At 37.9% G+C, this 15,112-nt stretch carries 15 protein-coding genes; 3 read left to right on the plus strand and 12 right to left on the minus strand.

Annotated features, from left to right (window positions below):
- Positions 1 to 31: 31 nt before the first annotated feature.
- The 10 genes from IGM13_RS11705 to efrA all read right to left on the minus strand — a co-directional run bounded on the left by IGM13_RS11705 (position 32) and on the right by efrA (position 11,096).
- Positions 32 to 664 (minus strand): response regulator, encoded by a 633-nt coding sequence (locus tag IGM13_RS11705; RefSeq protein ID WP_002355137.1) that lies wholly within the window; start codon positions 662 to 664, stop codon positions 32 to 34.
- Positions 639 to 1,742, minus strand: a complete 1,104-nt coding sequence (locus IGM13_RS11710) for a sensor histidine kinase (RefSeq protein WP_002419147.1) — start codon at positions 1,740 to 1,742, stop codon at positions 639 to 641. Before IGM13_RS11710 ends, IGM13_RS11705 begins: the two co-directional genes overlap by 26 nt.
- Positions 1,739 to 2,470: a cell wall-active antibiotics response protein LiaF gene (gene liaF / locus IGM13_RS11715; protein WP_002381168.1), complete on the minus strand. Its 732-nt coding sequence runs from the start codon at positions 2,468 to 2,470 to the stop codon at positions 1,739 to 1,741. The genes IGM13_RS11710 and liaF overlap by 4 nt, the downstream gene beginning before the upstream one ends.
- A 150-nt stretch (positions 2,471 to 2,620) precedes the next feature.
- Entirely contained in the window at positions 2,621 to 3,100 is a 480-nt protein-coding gene (gene greA / locus IGM13_RS11720; RefSeq protein ID WP_002355133.1) for a transcription elongation factor GreA, read from the minus strand.
- Between the two features lie 260 nt (positions 3,101 to 3,360).
- Positions 3,361 to 4,746, minus strand: a complete 1,386-nt coding sequence (gene mltG / locus IGM13_RS11725) for an endolytic transglycosylase MltG (RefSeq protein ID WP_002419146.1) — start codon at positions 4,744 to 4,746, stop codon at positions 3,361 to 3,363.
- Between the two features lie 207 nt (positions 4,747 to 4,953).
- Positions 4,954 to 5,631, minus strand: coding sequence for an HAD family hydrolase (locus tag IGM13_RS11730; protein WP_002415851.1), 678 nt, complete (start codon positions 5,629 to 5,631; stop codon positions 4,954 to 4,956).
- 72 nt (positions 5,632 to 5,703) lie between these two features.
- Positions 5,704 to 6,855, minus strand: coding sequence for a non-hydrolyzing UDP-N-acetylglucosamine 2-epimerase (gene wecB, locus IGM13_RS11735; RefSeq protein WP_002415852.1), 1,152 nt, complete (start codon positions 6,853 to 6,855; stop codon positions 5,704 to 5,706).
- A gap of 13 nt (positions 6,856 to 6,868) precedes the next feature.
- Positions 6,869 to 7,360: a gamma carbonic anhydrase family protein gene (locus IGM13_RS11740; protein WP_002415854.1), complete on the minus strand. Its 492-nt coding sequence runs from the start codon at positions 7,358 to 7,360 to the stop codon at positions 6,869 to 6,871.
- A 242-nt stretch (positions 7,361 to 7,602) separates the two neighbouring features.
- Complete coding sequence (gene efrB, locus IGM13_RS11745; protein WP_002419145.1) at positions 7,603 to 9,372, minus strand: multidrug efflux ABC transporter subunit EfrB; 1,770 nt, start codon at positions 9,370 to 9,372, stop codon at positions 7,603 to 7,605.
- The gene (gene efrA, locus IGM13_RS11750) at positions 9,369 to 11,096 is read right to left on the minus strand and encodes a multidrug efflux ABC transporter subunit EfrA (RefSeq protein WP_010707113.1); all 1,728 of its coding nucleotides are present in this window, start codon (positions 11,094 to 11,096) and stop codon (positions 9,369 to 9,371) included. The genes efrB and efrA overlap by 4 nt, the downstream gene beginning before the upstream one ends.
- A gap of 228 nt (positions 11,097 to 11,324) precedes the next feature.
- Between efrA and IGM13_RS11755 the strand changes: the two genes are divergently transcribed.
- The 3 genes from IGM13_RS11755 (at position 11,325) to rnjA (ending at position 13,915) form a co-directional block, all read left to right on the plus strand.
- Positions 11,325 to 11,711 (plus strand): YbaN family protein, encoded by a 387-nt coding sequence (locus tag IGM13_RS11755; RefSeq protein WP_002355126.1) that lies wholly within the window; start codon positions 11,325 to 11,327, stop codon positions 11,709 to 11,711.
- Positions 11,712 to 12,015: 304 nt separating this feature from the next.
- Complete coding sequence (locus IGM13_RS11760) at positions 12,016 to 12,228, plus strand: DNA-directed RNA polymerase subunit epsilon (RefSeq protein WP_002355123.1); 213 nt, start codon at positions 12,016 to 12,018, stop codon at positions 12,226 to 12,228.
- Between the two features lies 1 nt (position 12,229).
- Positions 12,230 to 13,915, plus strand: a complete 1,686-nt coding sequence (rnjA, locus tag IGM13_RS11765; protein WP_002355122.1) for a ribonuclease J1 — start codon at positions 12,230 to 12,232, stop codon at positions 13,913 to 13,915.
- A 105-nt stretch (positions 13,916 to 14,020) separates the two neighbouring features.
- Here the strand turns inward: rnjA and IGM13_RS11770 are convergent, their stop codons facing one another.
- Together IGM13_RS11770 and radC are read right to left on the minus strand one after the other, a co-directional pair.
- The gene (locus IGM13_RS11770; RefSeq protein WP_002355121.1) at positions 14,021 to 14,221 is read right to left on the minus strand and encodes a cold-shock protein; all 201 of its coding nucleotides are present in this window, start codon (positions 14,219 to 14,221) and stop codon (positions 14,021 to 14,023) included.
- A 153-nt stretch (positions 14,222 to 14,374) separates the two neighbouring features.
- On the minus strand, positions 14,375 to 15,073 hold the full coding sequence (radC, locus tag IGM13_RS11775) for a RadC family protein (RefSeq protein ID WP_002419144.1): 699 nt from the start codon (positions 15,071 to 15,073) through the stop codon (positions 14,375 to 14,377).
- Positions 15,074 to 15,112: the final 39 nt, after the last annotated feature.

Genomic DNA, 15,112 nt, shown 5'->3' on the forward strand with positions numbered 1-15,112 from the left:
CCTAGAATTTATTTATGGATTTATCTGATATTTATTTGGCTAAACCATGTTGAAAAGCATAAATCGCCGCTTGGGTCCGATCATCCACATCTAGTTTTGCTAAAATGTTTGAAACATGTGTTTTAACTGTTTTCAAAGTGATAAAGAGTTCATCAGCTATTTCCTGATTACTTTTACCTTGTGCAATCAACATTAAAATTTCGTGTTCTCGATTTGTCAAATCTTCATGCAACACCGGCTCTTGTTTTTTTGTTAACCGTTCCATCATCTTATGCGTCACTTCAGGTTCCAACACACGCTCTCCGCGATAAGTCGCCCGAATTGCATCAGCAATCTCATGTGCTGTTGATGTTTTTAATAGGTAGCCCGCTGCACCAGCTTCAATCGCCGGATACACTTTCTCATCATCAATAAAACTCGTCACAATAATAATCTTGGCTTCTGGCCAATCTTTCAAGATCGCTTTTGTTGAATCAATGCCGTCCATTTCTTCCATTACCAAATCCATCAAAATAACATCTGGACGTAGTTCCAATGCTTTTTCATAGCCAATCTTACCGTTTTCTGCTTCGCCTACGACTTCTATATCCTCTTGAATAGATAAATATGATGAAACGCCTAAACGGACCATTTCATGGTCATCCACTAACATTACTTTGATCACTTGCAGTTTCCTCCTTTATGACAGGAACTTTAATTTCAACGCTGGTTCCCTGCCCTTTAAAACTAATAATTTTAACTGTACCGCCCATGCCGACAACACGTTCTCGAATATTATTTAAGCCATAACTACCGGCTTTATTACTTTGTTCCTTCATATCAAAGCCGACACCATCATCAACAATACGCAATAACACGTTTTTATCGACTTGGTGTAAGTATACCTCTAATTCCTTTGCTTTGGCATGTCTTAAGGTATTGGAAAGTAATTCCTGCACAATTCGGAAAAGATGATCCTCAATGCTGCTATTTAAATGAACATCTTCAACATCCCAAATCAATTCAATTTTAATTTTTGTTTGTAGTTCTTTTAGTAATTGTTCAATACCTTTACGCAAACTTTTTCCTTCTAGACTGATAGGACGCAAGTGCAATAGTAACGCGCGCATTTCCGATTGGGAGGCATTAATGATTTCTGCCACCATGGCTAGTTGTTTACGATATGGTTCCGGGGTTTCTGTTCGTTGTGCTTGTTCATTTAAGGTAGACAACATCATCATGGCTGCAAAAAGTTGTTGACTGACTGAATCATGCAACTCCCGCGCCAAACGATGCCGCTCGTTCTCTAAAATTTCTTCTTTTGTTTGCCCATCCATTAATTGCGGCCGACTGTTTAATAATTGCAATTCTTTAGACATCTCTAATAATTTATTTTTAATCGACCAAATATCTTGTTCGACTTCGGTTAGATAATGGTCTTGATTTTCACTGGTCGTTGGTTTGTTTAAGACTGGACTTTCATAATTACCGTTGGCCAATAACCGAAGTTTTTCTTCAATCCGTCCATATTGCCCTTTTTGAACCAATGAAATCAGTAAAAAGGTCAATAAGCCTATTAGTAAGGATATGAGAACAATGTGCACAATTAGTGGTAGATAAAAGACTTTTCTCTGAAGAAGCTCTAATAGCCACCGGTTTTGTTTAATCGAATGAAAATATGAAAACAATGTAATTAAGATAACAATAAAGGTGCTAAGGGACGCATATAATGAAATCATGCGTCTTGAAATCCGATCGGTCATACACGGATCACCTCAACATCTCCTACTAAAGTGTTCGTCATAATTTTCAAACGACGAAGATTGGTATCATAATCATTGCTGTAAATTTTTAATGATTCGTTTTTCAATTGATATTTTTCTTCTTCAAAACGTACCGTTCCGTAAAAAGTTGAATGTTCTAACAAAATAGCTACACCTAACGGCACTAGAATTCGCGTGCGGCCAAAACCTTTACGAATAATAATAATATTGTCTTCTTTCGGTAGTAGCGTATTACCTAAATCAATAATGGTGTCCCCAGAGATTAAATCAATATTGATGTCATCCCATTCATAGATATTGTTACCAATGCGTTCGTTGGCAAACCAGCGGCGTTTAAATCGTTTGCCATTTTTAGGTTCTTTTGCCGCCGTCTCTACCATAATCATTTGTTTTTTACGCCAAGGTGCTCGTTCAGCTATATCCACGCCTGAAATCTCAAAGCCTTTTAAGCCGATAAAGAGTACGCCAAAAATCAACATAAACCAAACAGCCGTGCTGTTCATTGCACCAATGACAATAAAAACAACGCCGAGGACGAATTGAAAGTTGTTAAAATGTGTTTTAGATGCTTTCCTGGAAACGTAGGCCACAAGTAAAACGCCAATTGTTAATAAAACAGCTAATCCAGGATTATGTACAATTTGCCATAACGCCAGAATAAAAAGTAATGCTTCTGCGACGATAAAAAAGCGCCAAGGGTTATTCATAGATTTGCCTCCTCCCTCTGTCATTTATTTTACTCGTTTATTTTATTTAATCATAGTGGTTTGCGCCTCAGGTTACCATAGGACTTTAGCCCTAAATGTCATAGATTGCGAAAGGACAGGCCTTGGAAGCTGCCTGCCCTGCTCAATTATTTAGTTTGCTTCAACTTTTGTAATTTTAACTGTCATGTCGCCACCAGGGGTTGCAATAATCACTTGATCGCCTAATTGTTTACCAATTAAGGCTTGCGCAATCGGTGAATCGTTAGAAATTTTACCAGAAAATGGATCGGCTTCGGCACTTCCTACGATTGTGTATTCCTCTTCTTCTCCATCAGGCAATTCTTGGAAAGTAACTGTTTTACCGATGGAAACTTCGTCTTGGTCCACGCCATCATTGTCGATGATTTCTGCAAAACGAATCATATTTTCTAACGTTGTAATACGTCCTTCAACGAAAGCTTGTTCATCTTTAGCTGATTCATACTCTGAGTTCTCTGAAAGATCCCCAAAGCTACGAGCGATTTTAATACGCTCTACGATTTCTTTACGTTTAATTGTTTTTAATTCTTCTAGCTCTTGTTCTAATTTTTCTTTTCCTTCAAGAGTCATTGGATATACTTTTTCTACCATGTTAATTCTCCTTTTTCGCTTAACGATACGTAGTTCTTGGTTGGTTATTGAAAAAAATTCCGCTTTCAATCCACAAAAGAGTACCACGCTTTTTCTAAATTGTAAATATAATTATTGAATTTTTGTGATTTTGCTAAATTTTATTTATATAAATTTCTAGTTGCTACTCTTTCCCTCTGTTAAACAGATTACTTTTTGAGTATCTAAAAGCTTGGTGAATCATACAAAATTGATTCACCAAGCTCTTTTATGTTTTCATTTTATTCACTACTTGAATTATTGACATACTGATCTACTAATACTTGATGTTCTTCATATGTTTTTGAGAAGTATACTTTTCCTGTAGAAATATCTGCTACAAAGTATAAATAGTCACTTGGTGTCGGATTCAAGACTGCTTTAATTGACTCCTCACTTGGGCTATCTAATGGTCCTGGTCCATAACCAGTATTTTTATACAAGTTATAAGACGAGTCCACTTCCAAGTCAGCATACGTTACAGTTTCTTTGTGTTCTCCTAGAGCATACAAAATAGAAATATCTGATTGGATTGGCATATCGGCAGCCAAGCGGTTAAAGAATACTTGCGCAATTTGTTTGCGGTCTGCTTCTTTGACTCCTTCTTTTTCAACCAATGAAGCTAACGTTAAGACTTGCTGATTGGTTAAATTCTTTGCATGAATTGTCGGCGTATATTGTTCCATTACTGTGTTCATTTTAGCAACCATCTGTTCGACAAATTCAGGAAGTGTTGCTTTTTTGTAGTAATCATAAGTCGCTGGGAATAAATAGCCTTCTAAGCGATAACGAACACCTTCTGCGGTTGCAGCACTTTCAAGTAAATCAGGATACTTAGCCTTCATTTGATTGAAGAAGTCCTCGTTTTTCATTAATGCAATGAAATCTGCTTTCTTGAAATCCGTATTTTTTTCAATGGCTTCGCCAATTTTATCTATATCGTAGCCTTCAGGAATCGTTACTTTGCCATCTGCGATTTTAGTTGGTTCTGGCGTGCCTCCTTCTTTTAGCATTTCACCAATTTCATCGAGTGTCATGCTTGGAGACATTTGATAATAGCCCGCTTGAAAATCTGTTAAGTTTTTAAATTTTACGTAGTAGTTAAAAACCATTCCGCTTTTAATGACGTTGCTTTCTTCTAAAACCGCAGCAATTTGCTTATTAGAAGATCCTTCTGGGATATGCACTTGAACAAGCTTCTTATTGTTCTTGTCTAGTGGTTGTAGCCCAGCGTCTACATATTTATAAAAAGTAAACCCAAAGATTGCCATCATTAAAACCAATACAGAAACTACAATTAACACGATACGACCGACTAAACGATCTTCTTTTTTACGTGTTTGTTTTTTTGTATTTGTTGGCTTTTCGTCTGTTTCAATCAGGGTTGGCTCTTCGACTGTCTGTGTTGTCTTGTCTTTCCCACGTCTTCGAGCAGCTCTAGAACCTGCACGTGTTTGTGTTGTGCGGCTCGCTGTTTCTTGTGATTCATCAGATGAAGGTTGGGGAGACCTATCATTTTTTTCAGAGGAATCAGGTTGATCGCCATCATTTCTACCTTTTAAAGACCCAGTTACTTGATCTCTAAGCGAAGATTTGGGATCTTGGTTATTTTGGTTATCATTAGCCAAAACTAACCCTCCTTACTATTCTATCGTTTATGACTGAAACTATTATACATGAAACCTCTTTAAAATTAAATGTTTTTAATAAAAAGACCGTCATTCCCCGATAAAAAATTCATCATTGACAACGTTTAAAGCCTATGATGGCGCTTTTCTATTGAAACGATAATAAATCTTAAAATCCTCCTAAATTTATCGAAAATCCATTTTCTATTAGGAATTTTGTAGCAAAATAGCACCTAAGTCTTTAGGCGATTGTACTAGGAATGTCGCTCCCGCCTCTTGTAACTCTGTTTCTTCACCAAATCCATACAAGACACCTATACTATCTAAGCCATTTTGTTGAGCACCAAGAATGTCATGATTACGATCACCAACCATGATAATCGCTTCTTTGGTTGGGTCTAATTGAGCTTCCGTTAATGCATACTGAATCACATCTGCTTTTTTAGAACGATGACCGTCCATACTCGCTCCATAGATGCCTGTAAAATAACGATCTAAATCAAAATGAGTAATAATCTTTTTAGCAAATTCTTCTGGCTTGGAAGTCGCAATGTATAACTTTGCTCCCGCTTCCTTTAACCTTGTTAGTACCTCTTGGATCCCTGGATACACATGATTTTCAAACATACCTTTTCTCTGATAATACGCTCGATAATGACTCACGGCTTGTTGCGCTGCTTCAGCTGAAGGCGCCATGTGCAAAAACGACTCATATAAAGGCGGTCCTATGAAAGAACGTAATGTCTCCTCGCTAGGAGCTGGCCAGCCTAATTGTTCTGTTGCGTACAAAATAGAACGCATAATGCCGCTACCAGAATCCGTAATTGTGCCATCTAAATCAAATAAAATCGTTTGATACATCTTCACTTCACTACTTTCTAGCATTTTTGTCTAATTGATTCTTCAAAATAAGATACGCAAAAGAAGCACCTTTTCAGCGCTTCTCTGCCTTTTTATTTATTTTGCTGTAAACGTATCTGGTTTTTTATCTGACTGCTGCATTTCATAGGCAATGGCTTCAACGATTCGATGGCTAGCTTGACCATCCCCATACGGATTTTGTGCATGCGCCATCGCGTGGTAAGCATCAGAATCAGTCAATAATGTTTTCGCCTCTTGATAGACTACTTGTTCGTCTGTACCAACCAATTTCAATGTTCCTGCCGCTACGCCTTCTGGACGTTCCGTTGTATCTCGTAAAACTAAAACTGGCACACCTAAGGAAGGGGCTTCTTCTTGCACACCGCCAGAATCAGTTAAAATTAAAGAACTTTTTGCTGCAAAATTTTGAAAATCTTTGACGTCCAATGGTTCAATTAAATGCACACGAGCTAATTCACCTAAATGTTCCGCTACTATTTCACGGACTTTGGGATTTTTGTGCATAGGGAAAATGACTTCAATTTCTGGATGTTCCATTACAAGTCGACGAACAGCTTTAAACACATTTGCCATTGGCAGGCCTAAATTTTCACGACGATGCATTGTAATTAGCACGATGCGTTGGTCTGTAGGGATTTTTTCCAATAAATCATTTTGATAGTGGGCATCAACAGTGTACGCCATCGCGTCAATCGCTGTATTGCCAGTTACATAAATATGTTCTTCTGGATGATTTTCTTTGATTAAATTGTCCTTACTTTGAGTGGTTGGGGCAAAATAAATATCAGTTAACACATCTACCAGTTGACGATTCATTTCTTCCGGAAACGGAGAATATTTTTGCCAGGTCCGTAATCCTGCTTCCACATGTCCCACCGGAATCTGTTGATAAAAAGCAGCCAATGCAGCCGCAAATGACGTGGTTGTATCGCCATGAACCAAGACAATATCCGGCTGTTCTGTCACAAGAACCTCAGTTAATAAATTCAAAACACGACTTGTAATATCTGTTAAGGTTTGCCCATCTTTCATGATATTTAAATCATGATTCGGTGTAATTTGAAAATCTTCTAACACTTGATCCAACATTTGGCGATGTTGCGCTGTTACGACTACTACAGAGTCAAATCCTTCACTTTGCTCTTCTAAAACTTTGATTAAGGGCGCCATTTTGATCGCTTCTGGCCGCGTTCCAAAAACCGTCATTACTTTAATTTTCTTCATCATTTTCCTCCTAATTCTATGTTAGTTTCGGGTATTTTTGTTGGCGAAATTCTTCTGCTCGTTGAACGTAATGTAAGGCGTTCGTATGATTACTGGCTATTTCTGTTGCCGTTAACGGACGGATAACCTTCGCGGGTCGACCAAATGCTAAAACATTTGGCGGGATAATTTTGCCTTCCGTCACTAAAGAGCCCGCACCAATCAGGCTGTTTTCTCCAATAATAGCGTTATTTAGAATGGTTGAACCCATGCCAATCAAAGCACCATCACCGATTTTACAACCGTGTAACATGCATTGATGACCCACTGTTACATACTTGCCTACAATTGTCGGGGCATCTTCATCAACATGAATAATCGTGCCATCTTGAATATTACTACCTTCACCAATGGTAATTGTGTTACTGTCACCTCTTAAGACCGACTGAAACCAAATATTACTATCCTTCGCTAGTTGTACGTTTCCATAGACATCTGCACTAGCAGCAATAAAATACTCTTTTTTCAAACCCTGTCACCTCTTTTCATTAAGTATAGACAAGAATTACTCACTTTCATAGTAAAAAAGACAAGAAAGAGGTCGGGACAGAAGCGTTTAACTCCGAGAAATAAGAAGGAATTTCCGAAAATTGTTCTATAATTTTTGGATAATTTCGGCTTATTTCCGAAGGAGTTGCTTCTGTTCCCGCCGTTTATCAATTTTTAAGCCTGGGACAAAAATCCAAAGTGATTTTTGTCCCAGGCTCTTTTTTATTCCTCATAGTCGCCTTCTTCAGCGAATTGACTATTGTATAGTTTTTCATAGAAGCCACCTTGTTCCAGCAACTCATGATGCGTACCTTTTTCAATGATTTCTCCTTGTTTCATAACAAGAATTAAATCAGCTTCACGAATAGTTGATAGGCGGTGGGCAATAACGAAACTCGTTCGTCCTTCCATAACACGATCCATTGCTTTTTGAATTAAGGCTTCCAAGCGTGTATCGACTGAACTAGTCGCCTCATCTAAAATCAAAATTTTCGGATCAGAAATTACCGCTCGGGCAATGGTCAACAATTGTTTTTGACCAAGGGAAACGTTATCTCCCTCAGAATTGATTTCCATTTCATACCCGTCTGGCATTGTCCGAATGAAGTGATCCACATTGGCCGTTTTCGCTGCATCCACAACTTCATAATCCGTGGCATCCAACTTCCCAAAACGAATGTTATCTGCAATGGTACCTTTATACAACCAAGCATCTTGCAATACCATTCCAAATACAGATCGGACATCACTACGGTTCATTTTTTTCGTGTCAATACCATCAATTTTAATGGCGCCTTCTGTTACATCATAAAAACGCATCAGTAAGTTGATTAAGGTTGTTTTCCCAGCGCCAGTTGGTCCCACAATCGCAACCATTTGGCCCGCATCAACTTTAAAGTTCAAATTACGAATTAACGGTTTTTCTGGGTCATAACTAAAGCTGACATTTTCAAATTCAACAGAGCCTAAAATAGGTTCTGGCAAAGGAACATCTTGATCGTTAAGTTCTTCTTCTGGTTCATCTAGGATTTCAAAAATCCGCATGGTCGAAGCTGAAGCGCTTTGTAAAGCTGCAGACAATTGCGTAATATTCCCCATTGGTTGGCTAATTTGCCAAATATATTGGATAAACGCTTGTAATTGCCCCACTACGATCACACCAGCAACCACATAGTAACTACCAAGGACAGCTACCCCGATATAGGTCCCATAAGCGGTCATTTGAACCAATGGCAACATTAATCCTGAGATAAAGGATGCTTTGAAACCAAAACCATTTAAGCGATGATTGACTTGTTTAAAGCCTTCAAGGGTTTCTTTTTCCCGACCATATAGTTTTAAGACACTGAACCCAGTCATATTTTCTTGAACATAACCATTTAAGTCTCCTAAAGAATTTTGCATTCCTTGGAAATATTTCTGGGAGATTTTAACAATTGTTCTGGAAATAATCAGCGACAACGGAATCATAATCACTGAAAAAATCGCCATCAGCGGATTGATTAAAAACATCATCACTACCGCCATCACAATACCTAAGACTGCCGAAACAATATTGATAAAACTTTGTTGCATCGCATTGCTGACAGCATCCACATCGTTCGTCACCCGTGACAAAATATTTCCTTGTTGGTTCTTATCAAAATAAGAAACTGGCAAACGATTGATTTTTTCTTCAATATCGCGACGTAAATCGCGCATGGATTGTTGAACGACATTCGTCATTAAAAAGCCTGACAAAAATTGTGCCACACAATAACCTGTTCCCACAACTAAAATCCAAATTAAACATTGGATTACATAATCAAAGTTGATTGATTCGCCGGCCGCAATATTACGGCTAATTTCTGTCGTTGGTAATCCAGTCAAATAAGGCAACGCTGCATTAAAGGCAACGGTTAATATTGTAAATAAAATAACTAAATAAAACGTCACTCGGTACGGTTTAATATAGCGACCGATTCGTTTCATAGAAGAAAAGGCGTGTTTCATGCTAATTCCTCCTCTGACAATTGAGAAGCCGCAATATCATAGTAAATTGGACAAGTCTCAAGTAATTCACGATGTGTGCCAATTCCGACCACGTCGCCTTCGTTTAAAACAACAATGCGGTCCGCATGCATAATTGTTCCAACACGTTGTGCCACAATTAAAACAGTGGATTCTGTTGTTTCTTTTTTCAGACGCGCTCGTAAATTTGCATCTGTTTGATAATCTAACGCAGAAAAACTATCATCAAATATATAAATTTCCGGATTGCGAATAATCGCCCGTGCGATAGCTAAACGTTGTTTTTGACCACCAGAAAAGTTCGTGCCACCTTCTGAAAGAGGTTCATCATAGCCTTGCGGTTTTTGTGAAACAAATTCTGTAGCTTGAGCAATGTCAATTGCTCGTTCCATTTCTTCTAACGTCGCATCTTCCTTACCGTAGCGAAGATTATCAGCAATTGTACCAGTAAAAAGTAGCGCTTTTTGTGGAATATAGCCAATCTTATTGCGTAATGCACTAAGTTGGTAATCTTTTACGTTCACTCCATCGATTAAAATTTCACCTTCTGATACATCATAAAACCGTGGAATCAATTGAATTAATGTTGATTTCCCACTACCTGTGCTCCCAATAAAGGCCACTGTTTCACCAGGTGACGCCTTAAAACTTACATTGCGGATAACTGGGCTTTCCGCATGTCCAGGATAGGCAAAGGTTACATTTTTAAACTCTAGATAGCCTTTAGTAGCTGTTTCTGTTACGCCTTCTTCTTCACGAATAGCTGGTTCCATGTCTAAGGCTTCTTGAATCCGTGAAGCCGAAACCGCAGCCCGAGGATACATCATAAAGACACTGGCAAATAACATAAACGAGAACAGCGCATGGAAAATATATTCAATAAAAGCTATTAAATTCCCAACTTCTAAATCCCCGTGGCTGATTTGAACAGTCCCGCTCCAAATGATTAAGACCATCACAATATTAAATAAGAAAAAGAAGCCTGGTTGGGCTGCTGCCATTAAACGAAACAAACTTTTTGAACTTTTAGTGTAAGTTTCATTGACTTTATTAAAACGAGATTCTTCAAATTTTTCATTAACAAATGCGCGTATTACCCGCAATCCAGAAAGATTTTCTCTTAAAATCCCATTGATTCCATCTAAGTTCTTTTGTTGCTTTTTAGATAACGGTTCTGACAAACGAGCAATTCCGACAACTGCTAGCAGCAGAAAAGGCAAGGCACCTAAAACGTACATTCCTAACGACGGACTCGTTCGCATCACCATGTAAAGACTGGCAATAAACATCACTGGCGTCATAAAGCCAAGACGTAAAATATTTCCCATGAAGAGCATAATTTGGTATGCATCATTGGTAGTTCGCGTAATTAAGGAAGAAACCCCAATACTTTCATATTCACTGTGTGAGAAAGTTTGAATCTTTTCAAATAAATCATCACGAATATCACGAACAATGTTTGTTGTAATTCTGGCACCAAAGTACCCCAGCAAAATATTCATTGCGACACCAATAATCGTAATTACAACCATCCAAATCCCTTGCTGATAAATATAGTCCATATCTTTAGGAATAATTCCTTTGTCAATCATTCGTGCTAAAATGGTCGGCAAGCCTAATTCAATCAAAATAAAACCAAACACACAAATAAAATCAGCGAAAAGTAATTTCTTATAACGCATTGTGTAACGCCACATTAACTTCAATTAATCATCTCCTTCTTATCTTACTTTAAATTTTCTAGTACTCCCACTGTATCAAAAAGAAATCGGTAATACAAGCTGTCTGGCTAGAAAAAACAGCCTTTCTCTTTCTATCCTTTCTCTTTTAGATTTTCTAAAAAATAGATAATTTTAATGATTTACTTATACGATTAAAATTGCTACTTCCTTTTGATTGTGCCATAATTGGGAAAAACTGAAAGGACCCTTTGAATGAAAAAATTATTCTTCATTTTTCTCGGTTCCTGTACGTTTGCTTTAGGCACGTTAGGAATCTTTTTGCCGCTTTTACCCACCACTGGTTTTTATTTATTAACGGCCTTTTTTTGGATGCGTAGTTCAGATAAACTTTATAACAAATTTTTAGCATCTTCTTATTATCAAAAATATATCCAAGAAGCCTTCTTTGAGAAAAAAATTACTCGTAAAGGCAAATGGAAACTATTTATTTCCATGTTTCTTTTATTTGCCATTCCGTGTTTAATTGTCCGAAATACGTTGATGACTACGACTTTAGCGATTGTTTATTTAGCTCACGTGATTGGCTTAAGTTGGTATTGGCGTCCTAAAAAAAAGGCACTCGAACTGGATCAAGAATAAGGTGAAACAAGAAGTTTGTTTTTTTTAAAAGTCCAGTGAGTGTTTCTATACTTCCTTATCATTCTATGATAAAATAAGCTTAATTGTTGTTATTCACAACACACGGGACGGTTGAAAAAGAACACATAAAATCAAATACCCAGAATGAAGCAAAGTCGAGGCTTCATTTCATCATTAACAGATGTTTTTGATGAGCATTCTTTTTTAGGTGATCAGCACCTCGTTTTGTTGTGTTTAATTTTCTGTCTTAAAATGAAAAAAACTATAAATTGCTACTATTAGTAGCTGAAGGAGAAATGAATCGATGATTTACAAAGTATACTATCAAGAAACAAAAATCAGAAACCCAAAAAGAGAAGACACAAAATCTCTTTACATGGAAGCCGATAGCGATGTAATCGTGCGCCAATTAGTTGAAGAAAATACCCCATACAATATTGAATACGTTCAATTATTAGACGAAAAACATCTTGCTTATGAGCAAGAACATGCGGACTTCACTCTAACGGAGTTTTAACATGAAAGTAAACATAAAAAATAACGAAACTGGCGTTTTTGCAATCGGTGGTTTAGGCGAAATTGGAAAAAACACATATGGGGTACAATTCCAAGATGAAATTATCATTATTGATGCTGGGATCAAATTCCCAGAAGATGATTTACTTGGGATTGACTACGTGATTCCAGATTATAGCTACATCGTTCAAAATTTGCATAAAGTCAAAGCACTCGTTATTACCCACGGTCACGAAGACCATATTGGTGGCGTTCCTTATCTTTTACGTCAAGCGAATATCCCAATCTATGCGGGACCACTAGCCTTGGCTTTAATTACCAACAAACTAGATGAACATGGTTTATTGCGAGAAGCGGAATTACACGAAATTAATGAAGATACGGTGATTCGTTTTAGAAAAACAGCGATTAGCTTTTTCCGGACGACTCACAGTATTCCTGATGCCTTGGGCGTTGTGGTTAAAACGCCTTCTGGTAACATTGTCGCAACAGGTGACTTTAAGTTTGACTTTACACCCGTTGGTGAGCCAGCCAACTTACACAGAATGGCAAAATTAGGTGAAGAAGGCGTCCTTTGTCTTCTTTCAGACAGTACCAATGCTGAAATACCCACCTTTACAAAATCCGAAAAAACAATTGGGACCTCTATTTTAAAAATCTTTGAAAAAATTGATGGTCGGATTATCTTTGCCAGTTTTGCTTCAAACATTTTCCGTTTACAACAAGCTGCTGATGCAGCCGTGAAAACCGGTCGCAAAATTGCTGTTTTTGGTCGTAGCATGGAAAATGCCATTGTCAATGGCGAACGCTTAGGCTACATCAAAGTGCCAAAAGGAACGTTTGTCGATGCGGCGGAACTGAATCAATTGCCAGCAAATGAAACAATGATTTTATGTACTGGCTCTCAAGGAGAACCTATGGCCGCGCTTAGTCGGATTGCTAACGGTACACATCGCCAAATTAGTATTCAACCAGGCGATACGGTTGTTTTCTCAAGTTCACCAATTCCTGGGAATACGACAAGCGTTAACCGTTTAATCAACTTATTATCTGAAGCCGGTGCAGAAGTTATCCACGGAAAAATCAATAATATCCATACTTCTGGTCACGGTGGACAAGAAGAGCAAAAATTAATGCTTCGCTTGATGAAGCCTAAATATTTCATGCCTGTTCATGGTGAATTTAGAATGTTAAAAATCCATGCTTCGCTCGCTCAAGATACAGGGGTTCCTGAAGAAAATTGCTTTATCATGGGCAACGGCGATGTCTTAGCTTTAACGGCTGATAGCGCACGTCCTGCTGGTCACTTCAACGCTAACGACGTGTACGTTGATGGAAATGGTGTCGGCGATATCGGGAATGTTGTTTTACGGGATCGTCGTATCTTATCTGAAGAAGGTTTAGTTTTAGCGGTAGCAACAGTTGATATTAAAAATAAAGAAATTATGGCTGGTCCAGACATTCTTTCCCGTGGTTTTGTCTACATGCGTGAGTCTGGTGATATGATTCATGAAGGCCAACGTCTTTTATTCAATGCTCTACGTGAAGCAATGAAAGATAAAAACTGTACCGAAGCAAAATTAGGCGAAGCTATGACGACCGCTTTACAGCCTTTCTTGTTTGAACAAACAGAACGTCATCCAATGATTCTGCCAATGATTATGACTGCCACAGTTAGTGATCAATAAAGCTCTCATTTAATAGAGAAGAAAAATGCTTGTCCATTTTTCTTCTCTATTTTTTCTAACAAAAAAACACCTAACATGCGTTAGGTGTTTTTGGATTATTTTTTATTAGTTTTTTTCTACGTTAACTGCTTGAGGGCCACGGTCTGAATCTTCAACATCGAAAGTCACTGCTTGACCTTCTTCTAAAGTTTTGAAACCATCACCTTGGATAGCTGAGAAGTGTACGAATACGTCGCTTCCGTCTTCGCGTGAGATAAACCCAAAACCTTTTTCTGCGTTAAACCATTTTACTGTTCCTTGTTCCATTCTTTTGTTCCTCCTCGTGCATTTGCACATAAATAGTCGTAACTTTGCTCGCTTCCAATAGAATATTTAAAAAAATTTAAAAAGTCTACATAATTCCAAACAAGATTACCCTTTCATTTTACACGTGATAAAATATTTTTGCAAGAATTGTCCTCATTCTGAAGCAAAAAAATTCTCTTCTCTCAAACTAATGTATCCGCTATCACCAACAATAATATGATCCAACAATTGAATCCCCATCATTTCGCCACATTCTTCCATTCGTTTGGTAAATTGAATATCTTGTGGTGACGGTGTCGGATTGCCAGATGGATGATTATGAGCTAATAGTATACGAGCAGAAGAATATTTAACCGCTTCCCGAAAAATTTCGCGTGGATGAGCAATACTTTGATTCAGTGATCCTTTGAAAATCGTTTTCTGTTGGATAATGTCATTCTTGGTATTCAAGTAAATACAAATTAAATGTTCTTGTTGCAGCCCCTTCATCTCTTGGAGTAATCGTTGAGCGACTTGTTGACTGGACGTAACTTTGCCAAATTTGATTTGACTACTTTGATAAATTCGACACCCCAATTCAATAGCCGCACGTAATTCAATGGCTTTCACTTGGCCAATGCCTTTAATAGCCATTAACTCGTTCAACGTGGCTTGCTGCAAATAAGAAAGTTGCTTAAACTGTTTTAATAGCGTTGCGGCAACAGTCATCACGTCTGCTTCTTTTGAGCCAGTTCGTAACAGAATCGCCAACAACTCTTGATTCGATAATGCTTTTTCTCCTATCGCTAAGAGCCGTTCTCGTGGTAAACAATCACTCGGCATATCGCGAATAAACAGATCCGATACTTGCATAAAAAAAACCTCCTTTGCTAGTCATTAATAAACTACGCA

The organism is Enterococcus sp. DIV0561, assembly GCF_050539875.1.
In the GTDB taxonomy this organism is placed as follows: domain Bacteria; phylum Bacillota; class Bacilli; order Lactobacillales; family Enterococcaceae; genus Enterococcus; species Enterococcus faecalis.

Bases quoted from the DNA above. Each gene is read 5' to 3' on its own strand.
- wecB (WP_002415852.1), bottom strand. From the start codon at position 6,855: ATGATGAAGAAAATTAAAGTAATGACGGTTTTTGGAACGCGGCCAGAA.
- liaF (WP_002381168.1), bottom strand. From the start codon at position 2,470: ATGAATAACCCTTGGCGCTTTTTTATCGTCGCAGAAGCATTACTTTTT.
- greA (WP_002355133.1), bottom strand. From the start codon at position 3,100: ATGGTAGAAAAAGTATATCCAATGACTCTTGAAGGAAAAGAAAAATTA.
- efrB (WP_002419145.1), bottom strand. From the start codon at position 9,372: ATGAAACACGCCTTTTCTTCTATGAAACGAATCGGTCGCTATATTAAA.
- IGM13_RS11710 (WP_002419147.1), bottom strand. From the start codon at position 1,742: ATGACCGATCGGATTTCAAGACGCATGATTTCATTATATGCGTCCCTT.
- IGM13_RS11755 (WP_002355126.1), top strand. From the start codon at position 11,325: ATGAAAAAATTATTCTTCATTTTTCTCGGTTCCTGTACGTTTGCTTTA.
- IGM13_RS11760 (WP_002355123.1), top strand. From the start codon at position 12,016: ATGATTTACAAAGTATACTATCAAGAAACAAAAATCAGAAACCCAAAA.
- IGM13_RS11770 (WP_002355121.1), bottom strand. From the start codon at position 14,221: ATGGAACAAGGAACAGTAAAATGGTTTAACGCAGAAAAAGGTTTTGGG.
- IGM13_RS11730 (WP_002415851.1), bottom strand. From the start codon at position 5,631: ATGCTAGAAAGTAGTGAAGTGAAGATGTATCAAACGATTTTATTTGAT.
- radC (WP_002419144.1), bottom strand. From the start codon at position 15,073: ATGCAAGTATCGGATCTGTTTATTCGCGATATGCCGAGTGATTGTTTA.
- rnjA (WP_002355122.1), top strand. From the start codon at position 12,230: ATGAAAGTAAACATAAAAAATAACGAAACTGGCGTTTTTGCAATCGGT.